15 protein-coding genes and 2 pseudogenes are annotated in these 22777 nt (G+C 33.7%); 10 read left to right on the top strand and 7 right to left on the bottom strand.

Features of this window, described 5'->3' with window-relative positions:
• From J6569_RS09395 to J6569_RS09385, 3 genes and pseudogenes are all read right to left on the bottom strand, one after another.
• Nucleotides 1-120, bottom strand: a 120-nt coding sequence (locus J6569_RS09395) for a transposase (protein ID WP_176700380.1), incomplete at its 3' end; no start/stop codon positions are given.
• Nucleotides 121-243: 123 nt separating this feature from the next.
• A pseudogene (locus J6569_RS09390) lies at nucleotides 244-471 on the bottom strand (IS481 family transposase); the annotation flags it as partial.
• A 141-nt stretch (nucleotides 472-612) separates the two neighbouring features.
• Nucleotides 613-1203, bottom strand: coding sequence for a hypothetical protein (locus J6569_RS09385; RefSeq protein ID WP_296318319.1), 591 nt, complete (start codon nucleotides 1201-1203; stop codon nucleotides 613-615).
• Nucleotides 1204-1649: 446 nt separating this feature from the next.
• Between J6569_RS09385 and mutS the strand changes: the two genes are divergently transcribed.
• Complete coding sequence (mutS, locus tag J6569_RS09380; RefSeq protein ID WP_296318318.1) at nucleotides 1650-4208, top strand: DNA mismatch repair protein MutS; 2559 nt, start codon at nucleotides 1650-1652, stop codon at nucleotides 4206-4208.
• 107 nt (nucleotides 4209-4315) lie between these two features.
• On the opposite strand, the gene dld is transcribed toward mutS, so the two are convergent.
• The 3 genes from dld to J6569_RS09365 all read right to left on the bottom strand — a co-directional run bounded on the left by dld (nucleotide 4316) and on the right by J6569_RS09365 (nucleotide 8519).
• The gene (gene dld, locus J6569_RS09375; protein ID WP_296318317.1) at nucleotides 4316-6013 is read right to left on the bottom strand and encodes a D-lactate dehydrogenase; all 1698 of its coding nucleotides are present in this window, start codon (nucleotides 6011-6013) and stop codon (nucleotides 4316-4318) included.
• Nucleotides 6014-6191: 178 nt separating this feature from the next.
• Complete coding sequence (gene rlmF / locus J6569_RS09370) at nucleotides 6192-7160, bottom strand: 23S rRNA (adenine(1618)-N(6))-methyltransferase RlmF (RefSeq protein ID WP_296318316.1); 969 nt, start codon at nucleotides 7158-7160, stop codon at nucleotides 6192-6194.
• A gap of 411 nt (nucleotides 7161-7571) precedes the next feature.
• Nucleotides 7572-8519, bottom strand: coding sequence for a hypothetical protein (locus J6569_RS09365; RefSeq protein WP_296318315.1), 948 nt, complete (start codon nucleotides 8517-8519; stop codon nucleotides 7572-7574).
• A 787-nt stretch (nucleotides 8520-9306) separates the two neighbouring features.
• Here J6569_RS09365 and J6569_RS09360 point away from each other — a divergent pair.
• The 4 genes and pseudogenes from J6569_RS09360 (at nucleotide 9307) to mscM (ending at nucleotide 15801) form a co-directional block, all read left to right on the top strand.
• The gene (locus J6569_RS09360; protein WP_174799504.1) at nucleotides 9307-10719 is read left to right on the top strand and encodes a sodium:proton antiporter; all 1413 of its coding nucleotides are present in this window, start codon (nucleotides 9307-9309) and stop codon (nucleotides 10717-10719) included.
• 288 nt (nucleotides 10720-11007) lie between these two features.
• Nucleotides 11008-11232, top strand: coding sequence for a Flp family type IVb pilin (locus J6569_RS09355; RefSeq protein ID WP_296301277.1), 225 nt, complete (start codon nucleotides 11008-11010; stop codon nucleotides 11230-11232).
• A 1097-nt stretch (nucleotides 11233-12329) separates the two neighbouring features.
• Nucleotides 12330-13166 (top strand): annotated as a pseudogene (gene asd / locus J6569_RS09350) (archaetidylserine decarboxylase); the annotation flags it as partial.
• Between the two features lie 16 nt (nucleotides 13167-13182).
• Nucleotides 13183-15801, top strand: coding sequence for a miniconductance mechanosensitive channel MscM (gene mscM / locus J6569_RS09345; RefSeq protein ID WP_065589329.1), 2619 nt, complete (start codon nucleotides 13183-13185; stop codon nucleotides 15799-15801).
• Here mscM and J6569_RS09340 read toward each other — a convergent pair.
• Nucleotides 15798-16328, bottom strand: a complete 531-nt coding sequence (locus J6569_RS09340; RefSeq protein ID WP_065589330.1) for a DedA family protein — start codon at nucleotides 16326-16328, stop codon at nucleotides 15798-15800. The genes mscM and J6569_RS09340 overlap by 4 nt on opposite strands.
• 183 nt (nucleotides 16329-16511) lie before the next feature.
• Between J6569_RS09340 and fdhD the strand changes: the two genes are divergently transcribed.
• From fdhD to J6569_RS09315, 5 genes are all read left to right on the top strand, one after another.
• On the top strand, nucleotides 16512-17318 hold the full coding sequence (fdhD, locus tag J6569_RS09335; RefSeq protein ID WP_296318314.1) for a formate dehydrogenase accessory sulfurtransferase FdhD: 807 nt from the start codon (nucleotides 16512-16514) through the stop codon (nucleotides 17316-17318).
• A 290-nt stretch (nucleotides 17319-17608) separates the two neighbouring features.
• A complete protein-coding gene (locus J6569_RS09330) occupies nucleotides 17609-18427 on the top strand; it encodes a purine-nucleoside phosphorylase (protein ID WP_065560695.1) in 819 nt (272 codons plus the stop codon).
• Between the two features lie 58 nt (nucleotides 18428-18485).
• Complete coding sequence (locus J6569_RS09325; RefSeq protein WP_296318313.1) at nucleotides 18486-19724, top strand: nucleoside permease; 1239 nt, start codon at nucleotides 18486-18488, stop codon at nucleotides 19722-19724.
• Between the two features lie 178 nt (nucleotides 19725-19902).
• Complete coding sequence (locus J6569_RS09320) at nucleotides 19903-20841, top strand: DMT family transporter (RefSeq protein ID WP_296318312.1); 939 nt, start codon at nucleotides 19903-19905, stop codon at nucleotides 20839-20841.
• Between the two features lie 952 nt (nucleotides 20842-21793).
• On the top strand, nucleotides 21794-22270 hold the full coding sequence (locus tag J6569_RS09315; protein WP_065608999.1) for a hypothetical protein: 477 nt from the start codon (nucleotides 21794-21796) through the stop codon (nucleotides 22268-22270).
• The last annotated feature ends 507 nt before the right edge of the window (nucleotides 22271-22777 follow it).

The raw sequence follows: 22777 nt of genomic DNA, 5'->3' as shown, positions 1-22777 counted from the left end.
TCGCCATTTATAGAAAGTTGAATTACCCATGCCATATTTACGGCACAGTTCTTTAACCGGAATACCCGCTTCAGCTTCTTTTAAAATAGCGACAATTTGATGTTCAGTCATTTTTTTCATAATTAAATCCCCTTTTCTTTTATCATAGAGAATTTTCTACTTTTTTGCTGTACTATTTTAGGGGATAGTTACATATCTTTTGAATCGCTAAATATATGCTGATTATGCCATATTTCAATTCAAAGTTCGTATCACTCTTTCGGCTTTCCCATTCGTTTGTGGGCAGGCGGGTTTGGTGAATTTTTGATTAATACGGTTGTTATTACACGTTTTAGCAAATAGGTGTTCGCTGGTGCCTTGATATTTACGTCCATTATCAGAATAAATACATGTAGTAGTATAAGGACATTGGGCTAACACATCGTTTTGTAAAAACTGTGCCAAGCTAAATTGAAATTTATCTGGGTAAATACTGGCATAAAGCTCACGTGAAAAATCATCAATACCGACAAATAAATATTTTCTAGTTAGTTTTGTTTTTTATGTATATTCATTACAGTAGTTTCTCAAATTACTGTAAACAACGCTAGTAAATCCTACAATTTATAGTAATTATTTACGTTTATAAATTTTTGTTAAACGATATGTTCCTTTACGACGATTAGAATAATGTTCATCTTTAATTAAATCATATTGCCATAGTAAAATATCACAGCCTATTCCATACATAAAGCTATGTACAATGTCATAACTTTGTTTTCTCTCGTCATCGTGATAAAAGAATTTATGATTAATATAACGTATTTTTTTTATTGGTCCGCTTCCATCTTCTTGAATATCTATAGAAAAACTAATAGAAGCAAAAGCACCTTTGTTTCGATAAATAGCAAAAAATTTTATTTGAGAAAATAAAAATTCTTTTTTTCCCAATTTAGATGATATAAATGTTATCTTTTCATTATCATAAAATATTTCCAAATGTTCATCTAAAAAATTTTCTGCTATAGCTTGATACATTATACCAATCAACGCTGCAAATAAAAAAGGTAAGAACAAAGGAAAAAGAGACTGAGAGAAACTATTTGTATAACTACACAAACAAGTAAAAAAAATTGCTTGTACTACAATCATTGACCAATAGATTAGGAAAAAAGCGAAATATTTTTGATAATTTACTGAATAAAATTGATAATAACGATCCATTGGTTACTTTTGCCCATTTTATTAATTTAAAAGTCTTAACTAATCATAAAAAAATCGAATTATAAATATCTGGTTATTAGTACAAAAATGATGTAAAAATTTATATGGCAATATAAGGATAAAAACTTTTTTATATTCAATATTGTTGAATAACCAAACCACATAAAAAGTACATAATTTAGAATAATGGGCTCGTAATGAGTCCAATTCTTTAATTAAATGCAAACATATCCATTTTACATTAAGCCCCAAATAGCCTCTGTAATAAACCAATAATCAGTTATAATAGAATTATTATATAGATGATTACATTATACAACTTACATTTATCATAATTTATGATTAAACTAAAAATAAGAACCAGTACGAATTTATGCATCTTAATGGTTCTTTGTTAGACTAATGAATTTACTTATTACGTTGAAAGATAAAAAAAGAAAACCACCATGACTAATAAAGACAATTTAGCCAACCACACCCCAATGATGCAGCAGTATTTAAAACTTAAATCTGAAAACCCTGATATTTTATTGTTTTATCGTATGGGTGATTTTTATGAGATGTTTTATGATGATGCCAAGCGTGCCTCGCAACTTTTAGATATTTCGCTCACAAAGCGTGGTTCGTCAAATGGTGAACCGATTCCTATGGCGGGGGTGCCTTATCATGCGGTTGAAAGTTATTTAGCAAAGTTAATCGCACTAGGGGAATCTGTTGCTATTTGTGAACAGATTGGCGATCCAGCTACTAGTAAAGGACCAGTAGAACGAAAAATTGTCCGTATTGTAACTCCTGGTACGGTAAGTGATGAGCTATTATTAGAAGATCGCAAAGACAATTTACTGGCATCAATTTGGCAATATAAAAATTATTACGGCTATGCCACACTCGATATCAGTTCAGGACGATTTTATATTTTTGAATGTGACAATTTCGAGGAAATGCAAGCCGAATTACAACGTACAAGTCCTGTCGAATTGCTATATCCGGAAGAATTTCAATCTATGCCATTAATTGAAAATAACTCTGGATTGCGCCGTCGTCCACAATGGGACTTTGATCTTGAAACAGCAAAACAACAGCTTAATCTACAATTTGGCACTAATGATTTAATTGGATTTGGTGTGGAAGAGTGTAATTATGCACTTTGTGCAGCTGGCTGTTTGTTACAATATGTAAAAGATACTCAACGCACAGCTCTACCTCATATACGTTCAATTATCAAACAGTCGGCTTATGATTTTGTCGTGTTAGATGCCGCAACACGTCGTAATCTAGAAATCACCGAAAACCTATCTGGTGGAACTCAAAATACTGTAGCTGAAATACTTGATAAAACTCAAACACCAATGGGTAGCCGTATGCTTAAACGTTGGTTGCATTCACCAATTCGTAATTTGACTATATTACAAAATCGACAACAAGCTATTGGCGAATTACAAAATTATATTGATGAAGTTAATCCATTATTAAAACAAATTGGTGATTTGGAACGTATTTTAGCAAGACTTGCATTACATACGGCTCGACCTCGTGATTTTGCTCGTTTACGTGATGGTTATAATTTATTACCACAATTACAAACACTATTAAGTGGTCTTACTTCACCTGCGTTAATTAGCTTGCATAAAAAAATAAATCAATTTGACCATATAACCGAAATATTGAATCAGGCTATTGTTGAAACACCGCCGGTAATTATTCGTGATGGTGGGGTTATTGCTACTGGATATAATGCAGAACTAGACGAACTACGAAGTTTAGCGGATGGTGCAACCAATTATTTAGAACAGTTAGAAATCCGAGAACGTGAAACACTTGGCATTGATACATTAAAAGTTGGGTTTAATGCCGTGCATGGTTATTACATCCAAATTAGTCGTGGACAAAGCCACCTTGCACCGATTCATTATACTCGTCGCCAAACATTGAAAAATGTAGAACGTTATATTATCCCTGAACTCAAAGAGTACGAAGATAAAGTGCTAACTTCTAAAGGACGAGCATTAGCACTCGAAAAGCAACTTTACGAACAGCTATTTGATCTCTTAATGCCAGATCTAGCCACTATGCAAATCAGTGCTGAGGCCATTGCCGAACTTGATGTGCTTACCAACTTGGCGGAACGAGCACTAACCCTTAACTATCAAAAACCAACACTATCAACCGACTCAGGAATAGAAATTAAAGATGGCCGACATGTGGTGATTGAGCAAGTTTTACAAACACCATTTATTGCAAACTCACTCTCATTATTACCAAGCAGACGTATGTTAATTATTACGGGCCCAAACATGGGCGGTAAAAGTACGTATATGCGTCAAACTGCTTTAATTGTATTACTGTCTTATATTGGTAGTTTTGTCCCTGCATCAAAAGCAGTCATTGGACCTGTTGATCGCATTTTTACACGTATTGGCGCTTCTGATGATTTGGCATCTGGTCGCTCCACTTTTATGGTCGAAATGACCGAAACGGCTAACATTATGCACAATGCAACTCAACAAAGTTTAGTATTAATGGATGAAATTGGTCGAGGAACTTCAACATATGATGGGCTTTCATTAGCTTGGGCTTGTGCCGAAAATTTAGCGAATGAAATCAAATCAATGACGCTTTTTGCCACTCATTACTTTGAATTAACCCAATTACCCGAACATATGCAAGGTGTTTATAATATCCACTTTGATGCCATTGAACACGATAATACCGTTGCTTTTATCCACGAAGTATCTGAAGGCGCAGCGAGTAAAAGTTTTGGTATTGCTGTTGCTGGACTTGCCGGTGTTCCTAAGGCAGTATTAAAGCGAGCTAAACAAAAATTAAAAGAGCTCGAAATTATTTCAAAACAAACGGCTAACAGTGGCGTTGCTCAATCTCAACTTTCTTTTATCAACGAACCTGAACCTTCGGAAGTTGAAGAAGCGTTAAAACAGATTGATCCTGATGCTTTAACACCAAAACAAGCATTAGAAATTTTATATCAATTAAAAAAGTTGGTGTGATTTAAATAATCACTAATTGTTTTATTGTGATATTATTCTGAAAAAACCGCTAGATGTGATTTCTAGCGGTTAGTTTTAATTATGAATAGCATCTAGAATTTAAAAAATTAAGCCCAATTTTTCTTCTTAGATGTTTTACCTATGCCCGGATTAAGACTGTTTGTAGGATCAAGCTCTTGATAGAATTTTTTCAAATCCTCATTGGCATGATACAAATGCCCCACATTGTGCTCAGCTGGATATTGCGCACCACGCTGATCAAGCAATGCTAAAATCTCCTCCTTAACTTTATCACAATCTACCCCTTTTTTAGCTATATAATCTTGATGAAATACATAACAGAAAAAATGCCCATAATACATTTTATAAATAAAGTTTTGATCAATGTTTTCTGGCAGCGTTTCAAACCAATCGGTATCATTACGTCGTAGTGCGATATCTAATGCAACAATGTTTTCCACTGTTTTGCTATGTACATTACGATAAGCCGTTGCAGCACCCGCAGCTGCAAAACGGTGTAACATTGCGGCTTCAGCTTCTTTTTCGTTACATAAAAAATAATTACCATTTTTATTTTGAAAATAGTTTTTTAAAAAAGCCTCGGCTTCTGCAATCCCATCATCTGCCATTTTTAAAATAAGATGATGTTCATAACGATCACGATAATCACGCAATGACTTGGGTAAATGATTAGGTAAAAATTTGCAGGCAAAGATAGAAAACCGATCCGAAAAGTTTTTAGGGAAGAATGGGATTTTTGCCGTAACACGATCAACAAAGTTCTTAAACACAAACATGCGCGGCATCATATCTGTACCTAGCTTTTTAATGGCCAAAAAGGTCGGTTTTCCATAAACCGCGGCAATATCAAACGCCACACGGTGTATATACTCGCCCGACACTGGCAACGTTTTAAATTGGCCTAAAATATGGCGACGAATACCATTTAATTCATTGATATCATTTGTACCTATATAAAATACGGCTGATTTTTTTTCTAAAGGGAAAGTATCAAGTCGCACAGCAAAAACCATCAAACGCCCAGCACTACCTGATGCTTCATAATGACGAGCAGGATCAGCATTAAATCTAGCAGGCGTATCGGCATCTACTTCACGAACATGCTCACAATAATGGTGATCATGACCTAAACCAGCATCACGTTTAATATCCTTATCAGTATAAGTATGATTTTGAAGATTCTGTAAAATTGTTTCTGGTTCATCACCCAATTCTATACCTAAATGATTAACTAAACGCAATTGCCCTTGCGCATCTAATTGAGCAAACACCGCCATTTGAGTATAAGCAGGCCCACGCTGAATCAGTGCTCCACCCGAATTATTACATACCCCACCCATCACAGAAGCACCAATGCAAGATGAACCTATAACCGAATGCGGACCTCGATGATATTTTTTTAATTCCTTTTCTAGACGAAAAAGTGTACTACCTGGTAAGCAGACAACTTGTTCACCATTTTCTATCACTTTGATACCATCCAAGCGACGAGTGCTAACAATAACAACAGAACGATCATAATCATTACCATCAGGCGTTGATCCACCAGTTAATCCAGTATTTGCGGATTGTGTGATGACAATCACATCCGCTTCAACACATGCCTTTAACACCTGCCACTGTTCAACTAATGTCCCTGGCAAAACAACTGCCAATGCATCACCTTCGCCAAAGCGAATACCTTGACGATACGGTAATGTTCGTGCTGGATTGGTTAAAGTATATTTATGTCCAACAATACCTTGTAGCTGCTCAATGAACTTAGCTGTTTGATTACTTTTCATATCGGTATTTCCTATGGTTATTGAAAATTGAGATGGGTTAATAGAGGCGATTAAATAATCACCATCTTAACCAAAAGCAAAACAATAAGCTATCGGTATTTTTATTGCAGATGAACAAAACACACTTAAACGACCTTTTACAACAAAAAGGTCAATAAAGGTAATTTATTTATAATGTTTAACCCTGCGTTTTTTGGGAATTTTTTGACAAAAGTTGTTGGCGTTCATTTTGATTAAAAAAAGTCCACGCTACAAACCTACTCACTTTTTGCCCTTGCGCCATGGGAATAATACGGCTTTCAACAACAGCAGCTTGTTTTAATTTTTTGTTAATTATTGACAAGGTCTCTTTTTTTGAAACTAATGAAGTAAACCACAGGCATTGAGTTTTATATTGAGTACTTTCATTAATCATATTACTAATAAAAGCACTTTCACCTCCTTGACACCAAAGCTCGGCATGTTGTCCACCAAAATTAAGCACAGTTTTTTGAGTGGAATTTGTTAGCTTACCTAACTTCTTTAATTTGGTTTGCGTACTTGCCAATGCATCTTCTGCTGAAGCATGAAAAGGCGGATTGCACAGGGTTAAAGCATAAAATTCATTGGGCTTAATAATATGCTTAAAAATCGATCCACTGTCTTTTTGTAATCGACACTGCAAAGTGTTTTTTAATAACCTATTGGCTTGTGTAATAAGCAAAGCAACTTTGATCGCAACTGGATTAATATCACTCCCTACAAATGACCAACCATATTCGGCACAACCAATAATAGGGTAAATCACATTAGCCCCAACGCCGATATCTAAAACCCGAATTTGTTTACCTGTTGGAATGCTATTTTGGTTGTCTTGAGCTAATAAATCAGCCAAATAGTGAATATAATCAGATCGACCAGGAATGGGCGGGCATAAAAAACCGTCTGGGATATCCCAATAATTCATTTGATAATCATTCAATAACAAGGCTTTATTTAACAGTTTAACAGCCATAGGATCGGCAAAATCGATCGATAAATTGCCATAGGAATTCTGATTTACATATCGAGACAGCTCAGGCAGTATTTTAATGAGCTTTGCAAAATCATAGCCATTCCGGTGTTTGTTTCTGCAATGTAATTGGGGCTTTTTTAATGGCGTTTGCACGGTTGTCCTATTTTATCCAAAATCAAATAACCGCTATTATAACGACTTAACAGCAATATGCGAAAACCGAACAAATCAATTAATCAAAATGACTACGGTGTAGCGTTGTTTTTTACTCTAAAAACGTTTAGGTAGGCTATTGATTTTATTGAAGTTTTTATTTTATTTTTTAAATAAAATCAAACAATTATAGACTAATTTTTTATTACGTTGAATTTGGCTTTTTAATAAAAGCGCTTTTGTTATTTGATAATAGCTATTTAATAATAATTTGTTAATAACAGCCAGTTGATAGCAAAAGCGCAAGCTTGAAAATTGTATCAGTCGGAGCATTGTTTTTACTTTCAGTCATTAAAGCGCTAGGTTCACAAGCTTTGCCTGCTTAGCGCCCTAAGTATTAAAAAATAAATACTAAGGTGTGGTGCAAATAGCATTGAAGGGGAGGTACTCACCACTGCTGTAGACTCGGCCATCGAGCGAAACATGAAACGGGGTGGTGCTACCTGCCTTGTCACTCGTCCAGCATACAGCGTAGGGGCTGTTGAAGTCCTTACCACCAAAGTAACTGTGCGGTTCGCCCCACTCTGCGAAAAATCCACCGCCAATTCGACGCTGGTAATAATTACCTGATGAGCTAGAGTCGTCTATGCCATTTGAACAGAACGGCCAATTAATACCACACTTCGCATTACTTAAATCCCTTACCCTCGACATGCGATACCCCAAACCATTACACCATGCTAACTGGTCACTATGATGTGGATATCCATTTAGATTATCTCGATAGACGAACCACTGCCTCAACTCAAATCCATATTTTACTACCTCTACACCATCTCTATCTCTACCCACTAACTCAAACGTCTGTGGTAACCTTGGCTTAGCTATTTGACTAGGTTTAGGATTATTCCTTTGAGTTCTTGCCTCTGGACCTGTTAACTTAACACGGGCTACAACTCCCCTATCTTCATAAGGAATCCACCAATCCTCAGCTACAACATTTGTCACTGTTGCAGTAATTCCCCCCAAAGTAACGGGTTCCCATGTCAATTTTTCTGGTTCTATTCCTGTTATGAGCAAATCAAAATATAAACCATCCAGACCAGTGGTCGGGAAATTTTGATTATATGATTCAGGATGAATTGATTCGAAATCAATTGATTGTACTAAAAAGCCCTTATCAGGATTCCATATGTCAGCTGGGCCTGCAAATTTTCCCTTACCATTATATAGATTTGGCCTTACATAATTGATAACTGGCGACGGTATTATTATTGCATCACTACGATTACCTGTTCGATATTTTTTGCTATTCGCCTGTAAATTCCATGAAGATAACAATAATAACAGTCCCAACACCAATAAGCTTTTTGGGGACAATTTCGATAAAACATAGAGAGATAATTTGGAAGATATAAATAAGCTTCGTGTAAAAACTCGTCGAATAGGATTATTTGATAAATTTAATACATAGGTTTGCCAGTGCTGGTGTCTGGTGTCTGGTGTCTAAAATGATAATGCATTATGGTTTACCTGTCAAGTAATTATTTGTTTTATTTTATTTTTTATAATTATTCGCTTATTTAATGAGCTTATTTTCCTGTAGCGGTTAAAGTATAGCCATTTAAAAAATAGTTGGCTAGTTTTTTGGCGGATTTTTTTGTAAAGAAATGTAAATAAATTTAAATAAACATAAAGATAGAAATGATTCAGTTATAAAATAGGTGAATTTTCTAATTAAAATATGGTGTTAGTTTTAGGAGCTTTTAGTTTTTGTGGAATGATTAATATTGGTGATAACATCTAAAACGCAAACACCGCCAACAACCTTGTTTGGTGTTCTAGCTTTACTTCGTTATCGGTATATTTTGGCGCTCTGATAGGGCAAATTTATTAACATTGTGGTGCTATAAGTGTGTTTCTTGCTCTAAAATTGTTCAGGTAGACTATTGATTTTATTAAAATTTTAATTTCCAATTAAATCAGATGGTTATAGCTAACTGTGGTGTTGTTTGTGGTGGTTTTTATATTATTAAATTCCCGTTACAATATTATTGCTCAATCCTTATTAAAAATCTTAAAATTCGATAAAACTAAAACACTTTGTTATAATTTGAGCTCTTTAAAAATGAAAATACAAAAATTAATGAAAGCCCTCTGTTCCTTTATTGTTTTAACACTAATACCTTTTGATCTTTTAGCTGCTGATTTTAGCGGTGATGATTTATCAATTTGTTGGGGGATTCCGTTTGTAGGGATTTTATTTTCTATTGCATTAATGCCGCTATTTCTGTCGCGACTTTGGCATTATCATTATGGCAAAATTATTACTTTTTGGACAATGCTGTTTGTACTGTTTGCCTTATATTCTTTTGGTCTACAAACCACCATCAATCTTACTGCTCATGCAATTATAGCTGAATATATTCCTTTCATTTTGTTATTGCTTGCACTATTTACCGTTTCAGGAGGGATTTTAATTAAGAGCGATGTGCTTAGCACACCCAAACTAAACGTTGGTTTGCTTGCAATAGGTACACTGTTAGCCTCACTCATGGGCACTACTGGCGCAGCTATGTTAATGATTCGACCTGTAATTAGAGCTAATCGTCAGCGAAATTATGCCGTACATACCATTGTCTTTTTTATCTTTTTAGTGGCGAACATTGGTGGTGGATTAACACCACTCGGCGATCCACCTTTATTTATTGGCTTTTTAAAAGGTGTTAATTTTGGATGGACAATTCAACATATGTTGTTGCCAGTTTTGTTTAGTTCAATTTTGTTATTAGCAATTTATTATAAGATTGATTGCTACTACTTTCGTACCCAATATGGTGATTCGTTTACATTAACTTCTGCTAAAAAAGCTAGCGCTATTAAGGTTTATGGTGTAAGCAATATCTTTTTATTGGCAATCATTATTGCCTGCGTGTTAATGTCTGGTATTTGGCATTCATCGGTTAATTTTACGGTTTTAGGAACACATATTGCTTTACAAAATTTAATTCGTGATACTATTTTTATCATGATTACCCTATTTTCTATGTTAATTACCCCTAAACAAGTACGTGCCGGTAACGAATTTAATTGGGAGCCTATCATTGAAGTTGCTAAGCTGTTTATCGGGATTTTTATTACTATCGTCCCTGTACTTGCTATTTTACGAGCAGGTAGCCATGGTGCATTAGCCCCAATAGTATCACTAGTAACAAATGAACAAGGACAACCGATCAATAGCATGTATTTTTGGCTATCAGGTCTACTTTCAGGATTCTTAGATAATGCCCCCACTTATTTGGTCTTCTTTAATCTAGCTTCGGGCGATGCCACTATTTTAATGAATATATTAGAAAAAACCTTACTCGCTATTTCAATGGGTTCAGTTTTTATGGGAGCTCTTAGCTATATAGGTAATGCACCTAACCTTATGGTCAAAAGCATTGCAATTCAAAATAAAATTAACATGCCAAGCTTTTTTAGTTACATGAAATGGTCTGTATGTATTTTAATCCCAGTGTTTATCATTGATAATTTGGTGTTTTTTCTACTCTTTTAATTTAGGCTACTAACAAACTAAAATAACTGTGTAATATAGCGCAATTTTTTTGGAGTTGTTTAGATTACTGTAAACTTTACAAGTACTTCCTAAAGTTAAAAAAATTTACTTAAAGGCAACATATCAATTATCAAACTGATGTTATTGAATACTATTTAACAAATAATCGATTATATAAAACCCATTTGCTTGAATTTTATTCTATTTGTCGTTAGAATTGTAAAATAAACATTAAAAGGAATTCATTTACATAAAAATACAAATAATATTAAATGAAAGGATAAAGTGATGAAAGAATGCATAATGAATATTCTAGTTAATACTTTTCTAGCTAAATTTATTCAAAATAAGCAAGGCATAACGGTAGTTGAATATGCGGTTATTTCAGCTGGAATTTCGGTAATCATATTTACAATATTTAGAGGACAATCGGGTTCTCTAATGTATGATGTGCTTTCTAGTATGTTTTCATTAATAAAAAACAAATTAATTATTTTAATAAATCAGATGTAAGATTTACTCGTGTTGTCTACAGTAATTTAAGAAAATACTGTAATAGATATACATAAAAAAACAAAATTAACACCTTATCACAGACAACAGATATGGCGCTTATATCATAAAAAAATAACCGTTACTGATTTGGCTAAACGTTTTATGGTCGGTCGTCCTATAATTTATAACGTACTAAGAAAGCCCGATTGAAGCATTTCGTCCCTTTAACCAGTAAGAATGGACGTTATAAAACCATCAGCTATGGCATTAAACGTCTTATTAAATCATAAAAATTCATTAAAAATAAATTATTAAGACAAGCTAAACGCTATACCAATCCTAGCAAAATGCTACATGTCGGCCCCAAACATTTACCTTTAATTAAAAAAAACAAAACAATATACGCGAGAATATTTATTCGTTAATATTGATTATTTTCGCGAGCTCTATGTGTACACTTACTCCCAATAAATCCCTATTTAGCTCAGTACTGTTCTAAAAAATGTGCATATTAGCCTAATGCCCTTATACCATTAAAACCTTTATTCTGATAGCGGACGTGAATATCAAGGCTCAAGTGAATACCTATTTGTCAAAACGTGTAATAACTATTATCGTATCAATCAAAAATTCATGAGACCAGTCTGCTCACAAACGAATGAGAAAGTTCAATGAGTAATACGAACTTTAATAGAGATGAGATATGATCAGCAAATATTTAGGATTCAAAAAATAGAAAAAAGCTTAAGCAATTTTCGAAGGAAAGCGTTTTCTGAGTTCTTAGAAAATTGTTTTGACCATGAAGCGTAAATAATCCAGTGTCTTTATGCATTTAAATGAATAATATTTCTGCAAAATGTTGTTCTTTATTTTTCTAAATCTAGCTTTAATGCTTCTAAATGCCATTAATACAGTCCTTAATTATTGGTAATGACCGCAGTTTAAGTAACAATAACGATAAAAGTTTTTAAACGATTGCCATTATTGAACAGAATTGGCAAAATTTATATATGTATATGATCAATTATACAAATTATTGATTTAAGTTGGTTTTACACTTTGTCTATAAACCTTGGTATAATGTATTATTTATAACATAATTTTGAGAGTTATCTATGTTAAATCAGTTAAAAGCAATTATTCAGTATCTTCTTCCTAAACAGCTATTAACCGTTATTTTTGGTTGGTTGGCAAAAAAACAGTTAGGTAAAGTTACAACATGGATGATTATGCTTTTTTGTAAAGTGTATAAAGTGGATTTGAGCGAAGCAAAAATTAGTGATGTAAAAGAATTTAAAACCTTTAATGACTTTTTTGCTCGCGAATTAAATGAGGATGCACGGCCAATTGATACCACCGATAGTGCTGTTGTTATGCCTGCTGATGGTGTAATTAGTCAGTTTGGTACTATTCTTGATACACAGCTGTTACAAGCTAAAGGGCATTTTTATTCTTTAGAATCATTACTTGCCTGTCATCCTGATATGATCAACTTTTTTAGAAATGGTTTATATGCAACCACTTATTTATCTCCTAAAGATTATCACCGTTTTCATATGCCTTGCGATGGTATTTTGCGTGAGATGATTTATGTGCCTGGTTCGCTATTTTCAGTTAGCAAAGCTACAACCGAAAGTATACCTAATATTTTTGCTCGTAATGAACGTGTGATTTGTTTGTTTGAAACCGAATTAGGTCCAATGGCGCAAATTTTAGTTGGGGCAACTATTGTTGGTAGTATAGAAGTACAATGGGAAGGTATTGTTACCCCTCCACGAGAAGGAATAATGAAACGTTGGACTTATACCAACGGGATAAAATTAACTAAAGGACAAGATATTGGTTGCTTTAAGTTAGGTTCGACAGTAATTACACTGTTTGCCTCAAATTCGATTGAGTTTAATAACCACCTTAAAGTTGGTGATGTTACTCGCGTGGGTCAAAAATTAGCTGACAGGATATAGCTTTATGTGGATTCGTGGTGTTGTGTGCTTTGTTGTTGTGTTGTTTTCTTCACTGACTTTTGCCGAAGAAACCACACCAGTCATTAATGATGAAAATGATCTTTCGCTAGTTGTTCATCAGTTAAGTGATAAAAATGATGAACTCAGACAAAATATGGAGTTACAAAAAACACATCTAACTAGTATTGTTAATGAGCAAAACAATATCACGACACAAATTTCACATGTTCAAAATACACTGGCAACACTTGATGAACAAGGAGAATGGTTGAGTTTTTCGACCGCTTTGGGCGAAACCTTACGTCAACAGTTATTGCGTTTGCCAGAAAAACCCAAATCGCAAGCGCTTGATGCCGAAATCGCCGAGGCAAAAGCGCAACAACTTAATTATAGTAATATTTTAACATCTTTGGACAATTACCCAACTTTAACAAGCCCACTTAATAGCATCAAAGAAGCAACCCAATATCGTCGTTTAATTCGAGAACAGACCGAATTACTTAAGACTCTTATTTCGGGAACTGATACTACCATTCTAGAATTGACTAAACTAAAAATTGCCAATAAGCAATTAACCAATGCGATTGACGAAGTAAACGATGCTGCACACAGATATTTTTTCTGGGTAGCTGATGTGAATCCAATATCATTGAGTTATCCAATTGATTTAGCCAAAGATGTTGTGTATGTGATTTTTTCTGTCGATACCATTTCGCAACTTTATAAAGCTAGCATTGAAGTACTTAGTTCGCCAAAACCGTTATTTTTAATTATTTTGTCGTTGCTATTCGTGTTTGCACACTTTAAGATGCGCACGAAATATAATATTTTTCTCAATAAATCAGCTAGCCGTGTAGGAAAAGTTACACAAGATAGTTACTCTTTAACCTTAAAAGTAATTATATTTTCATTAATTATGGCATTACCTATCCCTATTTTGTGGGCAGTGTTTGGTTATGCTTTACAGATTAATTCAGATTATCCTGTCGCATTTGCCTTGGGTTATGGTGTGAATGCTGCTGCGCCAATTTTGTGGGTATTTATTATTTCAGCGCATTTTGCGTCAACTAATGGACTGTTTATTACCCATTTTGGTTGGTCTGGACTTAGCGTACGCTCAGCGATGAAATATTATCAACTTTCAGTTTGGCTGGTAATTCCACTAGTGATGATAGTAATGAGTTTTGATCAATATAATAATCATCAATTTGCTGCCACAATTGGTCGAACGTCGTTTATTTTGCTCTGCTTTGCTTTGGTGTTTATGACTAATTCTATCCATCGTGCTGGTGTTCCTCTTTATATTGATAAAAAAGGAGCTGGTGATAATTTATTAAGTCATATTTTGTGGTTTATTTTATTAAGTGCACCATGGCTAGCTATCATTGCAGCTTGTTTAGGTTATCTTTCGACAGCTCAAGTACTATTAGGACGTCTTGAGGCCTCTGTCATTATTTGGTTTGCTTTGTTAGTTATTTATTTTATGATTCGCCGTTGGATGTGGATCCAAAAACGTCGTATAGAATTTGAACGAACCAAGCAACGTCGATTAGAACGTATGCAACGAGCCAAATCACATGAAGATGATCTCAATTCACTTAACGAAAGTGTTGATGAACCTGTTATCGATTTAGATGTCATCAGTGCGCAATCCTTACATTTAGTCAGATCGATTATTATGATGATTGCGCTAATTAGTATGATTTTGCTATGGTCTGAATTGCATTCGGCCTTTGCCTTTATGAATAATATTAAACTTTGGGGAACCAGCGCCATTGTAAATGGAACTGAAATCGAACAATACATTACCCTTGGTGCAGTTTGTATTGCGATTTTAGTGATGACAATTACCGTTCAGTTGGTCAAAAATCTGCCCTCTTTGTTGGAGTTAGGCATTTTGCAACATTTAGATTTATCACCAGGAACAGGGTATGCTATTTCCACAGTTTCAAAATATATTACTTTGATGATAGGCTGTATGATTGCATTTTCGTTTATTGGTATCGACTGGTCTAAAATCCAATGGTTAATTGCCGCATTAGGTGTGGGGCTAGGTTTTGGTTTACAAGAGATCTTTGCTAATTTTATCTCTGGCTTAATCATTTTATTCGAAAAACCAGTACGTATTGGCGATACGGTGACAATTCGTGATTTGACAGGTAATATTACAAAAATTAATACCCGTGCAATTACCATTGTCGATTGGGATCGTAAAGAAATTGTGATGCCCAATAAAGCTTTCATTACCGAACAATTGGTGAACTGGTCATTGTCTGATTCGATCACTCGAATTGTATTAACTATTCCTGCTACCATCGATGCTGATAGTGATTTGGTTATCAAACTTTTACAACAAGCATCAGATGAATGTGAATATGTGCTTAACGATCCTGAACCTCAAGTATTTTTGGTGGATATCCAAGAAGGTATTCAGTTGTTTGAACTACGTGTTTTTGCTGCCGAGATGGGACACCGAATGTTACTGCGAAGTGCTATACATAAATTGATACTTGAAGCTTATCGTAAACATCATTTAACGCTACCATTCCCACCATTGCAAACCAATTTAGAAGCATTGGGACGCAAGAGTGGGCGTCGTAGTTATACCATCGGCACGCTTTAACCAAAAAGAGTTTCTAACCAAGGCACACCAAATGCTCCTGGCGCAAGCAATACAAAAGCCCAAACTGGTGCTGAAGCAATGTTTGCTAGGTTAAATTTGGTGGTTGGCATATGCATTGTGCCAGCAATTAAAGGGACTATGGCTCGTAGTGGTCCAAAAAATCGACCTATAAATACCCCTAACGTTCCATAACGCTGAAAAAATTGCTCAGCACGATAAACTAATTTAGGGTGCTTATTAAGTGGCCATGAAGCAATAACTTGTTGATGATAGTGTTTACCCAACCAATAAGACAGTAAATCTCCAAAAACAGCACCTGCCGAAGCGGCAATTAATACGGGCACAAATGATATTGCTCCTCCACCGATTAAAGCCCCTGCCCCTAATAAAATAGCCGTTGCAGGCACTAGAAGCGAGATAATCGCTAATGATTCACCAAATGCCAATAAAAATATAATGGGTAATGCCCAAACTTGGTGGTGCTCAATAAACTGCATGATAGTCTGTGTAATTTCTTGTAATGACATAGAGTTAGCTTATGAATTATCAATTGCTTATGGTGAACTATTTTATCATAATATTGCTTATTAAGTGCTAAGCACGCCATCTATTGATAAAATATTACACTGCGTTAACATTTTAGAATTATTAATGGCTGATCTTGTGCTGATAGCAGTCTTAATTATAACCAAATTAGCAAGAGGCAATTAATGGCGATCGGTGTTAAATCAATTCCAGTACGTAAATTTAAAAACAGTAAGTTACAACATTTTCAACCTGATATGTTAGCTATCGAAAAGCCAGTTGCTTTAATTTATAACGGAATTTCACATGTAGTGATGATGGCGACACCAAAAGATTTGGATTATTTTGCCATTGGTTTTTCGTTAACGGAAAATATTATTCATTCGGTTAATGATATTTATGGCATTGATGTTATTGATACCCCAAAAGGCATAGAAGTACACATTGAACTTTCGTCACGACGCTTTAGCGAGCTAAAAGAAAAACGACGTAATTTAGCTGGACGAACAGGATGCGGCATTTGTGGTACTGAGCAGATAGAGCAAGTCTACCAAGATATTCCTACTTTACCATTAATAAGTCAGATTGATTTAGCTGATTTTAGTGACAGCTTAAGCTATTTATCGCATGTTCAACAAGTCGGTAAACAAACTGGTTGCACGCACGCAGCTGTATGGCTAGATTTGAAAGGACAATTTATGGCAGGGTTTGAAGATATCGGCCGGCATGTCGCATTAGATAAACTACTTGGCTTTAGAGCTATGAAATTGTTAAATAACCCTGAGTATCAACACGGTGTGGTATTAGTATCAAGTCGTGCTAGCTATGAAATGGCACAAAAAACCGCCAATTGTGGCGTAGAATTTTTGTTAGCGGTTTCGGCAGCAACTTCAATGGCTGTCGATTTGGCTAAACAATGTCATTTAACTTTGTTAGGATTTTTTAGGGGCGATAAAGGCGTGATCTATTCTGGCGATGATCGTCTAATCTAAGAAAATCTTTTATATTATTCATTTTGGTGATTAAATTAATCTAAATTTAATATATTGAATAATAAAAATAAAAAATAAATTTTTCTAATTCATTCTAAGATATACCAATTCGCATCTTCCTTTATTAGACGAAGATCATCATAATATATGCCGAAAACAAAAATTATTTTGTTTTTTAATTATTTTATGGGATTTTACCCAATTAAACTAAGCAATAGGTTATCACTGTTTTATTATATTCACCTATTTTACTTTAGCTTAGCATTAATTTTTTTTGAAAGGATACTATCATGCATCAGACTTCAGATATTCAACAAGCCGTTAATTTTATTCAGAAACACACAAACAAAAAACCAACAATTGGGATTATTCTTGGTTCAGGTTTAGGACCTTTTGCCGACACTCTTGAAGATGCTGTTCATATTCCTTATGACACAATTCCACATTTCGCCAAATCAGCAGCCGTTGGCCACGCAAATGAATTAGTCATTGGCCAATGCGGAGACAAAACAGTTGTGGCAATGAAAGGGCGCTTTCACTATTACGAAGGTTTTTCGTTAGATCAAGTTACTTTCCCTGTTCGTGTGATGAAGATGCTTGGTGTTGAAAAATTAATTATCACTAATGCATGTGGTGCAGTCAATACGAGTTTTAAACCAGGCGATTTAATGTTGATCACCGATCACATTAATCTTACTGCCAACAATCCTCTTATTGGACCAAATAACCCTGATTTAGGTGTGCGCTTTTTAGATGTAAGTGAGGTTTATAATAAGCAATTGCGTTCAACAGTAATTGATGTAGCCAAAGAACTTAATATTACCTTACAACAAGGTGTTTATGCTTGGTGGACAGGTCCAACTTATGAAACACCTGCCGAAATTAGAATGATTCGTGTTTTAGGTGCCGATGCAGTTGGCATGTCAACTGTACCCGAGGCAATTATCGCACACCATTCAGGCATTAAAACCATTGGAATTTCGTGTTTAACTAATATGGCTTGCGGAATTTTAGATCAACCATTAGGACACGAAGAAGTTATAGAGACAGCAGAACGCGTTAAATCAACTTTTTTACAACTAATAACAAAAACGATTGCACGCTTCTAACCAATACTTTTTATTGGTAATTTTCTATAAAAAGTTCACTTTATTTTAGGAATAAACAATGAACATAAAAAATAGATTAAAAATAATGATGTTTTTCCAATATTTCATTTGGGGAAGCTGGTTAGCCACTTTTGGTGCTTATCTATTTAATACTTTACACTTTTCTGGTGTTGAAGTATCGATGATTTTTAGTACCAAAGGTTTAGCGGCATTAATTACACCATTTATTATTGGTATTATTGCCGATAAATTTTTGCAGGCTAAATATCTATATATGCTTTGTCATTCTGTTTGTGCCATTGCGCTTTTTTATGCTGCATCAGTTAATAATTCAGCTATTTTATTTTGGGTAATGTTAGGCAATGCGTTAGCTTTTATGCCAACTATTGCATTATCTAATTCTATTAGCTACCACTGTTTGGCTCAACATAACTTAGATTCGGTAACCGTTTTCCCTAAAATACGAGTATTTGGTACTGTCGGTTTTATCATTGCAATGTGGACAATTAGTTTATGCAAATTCGAGTTGAGTAATGCTCAGCTTTATGTTGCCTGCGCAGCATCTGCTGTACTTGTTGTTTATAGTGCAACATTACCAAATATTACTGTATCTAAAAGTCAAAAACAGTCTTGGGTTTCTTATTTGGGATTAGATGCTTTTGTGTTATTCAAAAAGCCCGTTATGGCTGTTTTTTTTCTTTTTGCTATGTTACTTGGTGCGATACTACAAATCACTAATACTTTTGGTGGCGCTTTCTTACATGATTTTGGTAAAGTCTCAGAATTTAAAGATAGCTTAATTGTACAATACCCTGCTATTTTATTATCGGTTTCACAAATGGCTGAAGTCGCATTTATCTTAACCATCCCATTTTTTCTCAAAAAATTTGGCATCAAAAAAGTCATAATGATAAGCTTAATTGCTTGGACTTTACGATTTGGTTTATTTGCATTTGGTGATCCAACACCTTTTGGTTTTGTGCTATTAATGCTTTCAATGATCGTTTACGGCTGTGCATTTGACTTTTTTAATATTTCAGGCTCTATTTTCATTGAAAAAGAAGTCAGCTCAAATATTCGAGCCAGCGCTCAAGGACTATTTATGACCATGGTTAATGGTATTGGTGCTTATTTTGGCTCCATTTTAAGTGGTTATGTTGTTGACATGTGTACACATGATGGTCTTAAAGATTGGCAAACAATTTGGCTAATTTTCGCTACATATGCACTTGTGTTAGGTGTTGTTTTTTATTATTCATTTAATTATGACCATACTAAAAGTAAGTGTGCTACATAATCACTTATCTGTTGAGATTAATAGATTTTGAAATATTAATTATCATTGTAATTTGATTGATTTAACTTATTAAAAAGACATCTGGGGAATGAATTTAATAATCCTTCCCCTAATGTCTTTTATTGTGTTTTTTAGCCGAAATTATCGGCAATGTTATTTTTTGTTACGAGATTTAGATATGAAAGATAAATTTTTAGGCGGTTTACTGGTTTTATTAGGTGCATGTAGCTTTGGCGTACTATCTTCTATCGTTAAGACGGCTTATCAAGACGGGTATAAATTAGGTGAAGTCACTGGTATCCAATGTTTTTTGGGAATGTTAATGTTATGGATTATTCACTTTATTGTCAAAATAATACGATCCCCAAAAGTATCTACATCAACAAACACACGATTAACACCTCCAACAGAAAAGAATACAAAATTAACAAAAAAATGGAAGGTCTGCGCTGTTGGTCTATTTCCTGGATTAGTCGGTATTTGTTATTACCAATGCGTACAACTAGTGCCTGCATCAATTGCAATTATTTTATTAATGCAATATTTGTGGATTAGCGTCTTTATTGATTTTATTTTTTTCAAAAACAAACCTAGTATTATTCAACTTTCAGCGATTATTGTAATTATTTTAGGTAGCTGCTTAGCAGCAGGTATTTTTAATCAAGATATTAGTTTAAATTTGACTGGTTGTTTTTTTGGTTTTTTAGCAGCACTGATGTATTCACTCTTTATTAGTACTAGCAGCAATATTGGTAACGAATTACCTAAGCTTGAAAAAAGTGCGTGGATGATTACCGGCGCATGTATTGTTACTTTTTTGATATTTCCACCTTTATTTTTCTTCAAACTTGATATTAGCGACAAACTTTATCAATTAGGATTTTTATTAGCATTACTAGGTACTGTATTGCCACCTTTTTTGTTTTCGGTAGGAATTCCAAGAATTGGAATTTCATTAAGTGCCATTTTGTCGGCAGCAGAATTGCCTGTGGCGGTCACTTGTTCATATTTTTATTTACGCGAATCGGTCCATTTTAATCAATGGATTGGAGTGGGTATTATTCTTCTGGCAATTGCTTTACCTAATTTAAAACATATCAAAAAGAGCAAACTTTAAAAATAGTTAGCTCATCTGACATTTTCGCCTTAAAATGTAGGAAAACACCAATTTGTTTATATTTCACAGTTAAAATAATTCTCTAAAAACTCATAAGGTGTTTTATTTAAAATCGCCTTATGTTGTTTAACTTTATTATTATAAAAGTGAGCAAATCACTTAAAATTTTGTTTGTATCTGTTGTATCACTAACTATTTGCTGATTATGCCGTATATCAATTAAAACTACTGCAATAAAAAGTATGTTAATCGCCGTATTTGTTTCAATTCCTGTAAACAGCGTAAGGAAATCCTATATATTAGGTTGATTATTTGTAATATCCAAAGGCATTGAAAACCCAACAATCATCACCATAATTATGATCGTCTTATAATTTGACCAATATTGCTAGTTTTTTACTAAAAAATAAATCATTCCGTGCTCTACACTATTTTAGATAGCTTTAATAGTTAAATATATTAAAACTTATTGTGATATATTGATCTACTTCGTTATGTATTTGTCTATAAAATTAGACGTAAGATCTTTAACTAAAAGATAAAATTAGCGATATTATTGAACTTTCCAAAATTAAATCTGTCTTAAAAAAGTGATTATTTTTAAATAGGTAGTCATTCGCTTATTAAGTTTTTACTATTAAGTAATAATGTTTTACTGTATTGATAATATACCGTAATTAACCTTTAAGTAAGGTTTGTAAGTAAATAAGACTTTTCATTTTCTGATAGCAGTTGTTCTTAATAGTATTTTATTATTTTAAGTACCTATGCTTTGAAACTTAAATTCATTAATTTAAATATTTATTATAACATAATGATTTATTTTAATTTTTGTTGTTTTTTATATTTAAGTATTATGTCAACCAAAAACATTTTTACATAAAATTAACAGCCTCTTTTATTTATTAAGGTCTTGTTATCTTTTTATTTTAATTAAAAGGAAGTTACAAAAATGAAGATATTAAAAAAACCTTTATTTACCTTAGTGCATAGTAATAGCGCAATACCTGAACACAGAACGCTGGCTTATTTAGATCCTACATTAAATTATTATACCGATCATATCGACGAAATTATTGCTTTGCGTGTTAAAGAACTTAAATTGCATCATCCTGAATATAGAGAATGCCCCGATTGTGACAGAACCAATAACAAAAAGGGATTTTCTTTTGTTTTTCATGAAATATTTGAGTCAGAGCACCATAAAAAACAAATTGGCATGTTAAAAGACGAAATAGCTATTACAAAAGAATCGAATAAAATAAAGGAATTACTTGATACCCGTATAAAAGAAATCGCTAATGTTTATCCTGAGTTACAATTTAACTTTAATGACATGCAGGTTTTACCAGCTAAAGTCAAAGAGTATCTTTTTGCTCCGCCGTTAATATTAACTGAAGATCATGCAATTATGCTTTGGGATGATTAAATAAAGCTGTTAACAAAAAATCAATTGCCGTGATGTGCTATTGTAAAATTAAGCTGTTATGCTTACTATTATCAACGTAAACTATTAAATGATCCAATAATTACTCTAATATTTAGCAAGATAGCCGAAAAACGGTTCAGCTTTAGAGATAGGTGAATTTTATAATTAAAATAGGGTATTAGCTTTAGGACTTTTTGATTTTTGCGGAATAATTAATATTGCAGATAACATCTAAAACACAAACACACCCAACAACCTAGTTTAGCGTACTAACTTTACTTCGTTATCGGCATATTTTGATGCTGTGATAAGGCAGGCTGATTAACATTGTGGTGCTATAAGCGTGTTTTTGCTCTAAAAACGTTCAGGTAGACTATTGATTTTATTGAAGTTTTTATTTGCATTTTTAAATAAAATCAAACACTTATAGGCTAGTTATTTTTTTATTACGTTGAATTTGGCTTTTTAATAAAAGCGCTTTTGTTATTTGTTAATAGTTATTTAATA

The sequence above is a fragment of the Gilliamella sp. genome, from assembly GCF_024104075.1.
GTDB lineage: Bacteria > Pseudomonadota > Gammaproteobacteria > Enterobacterales > Orbaceae > Gilliamella > Gilliamella bombi.
Note: the sequence above shows the minus strand (reverse complement) of the source record. Positions and strands in the feature narration are given on the sequence as shown.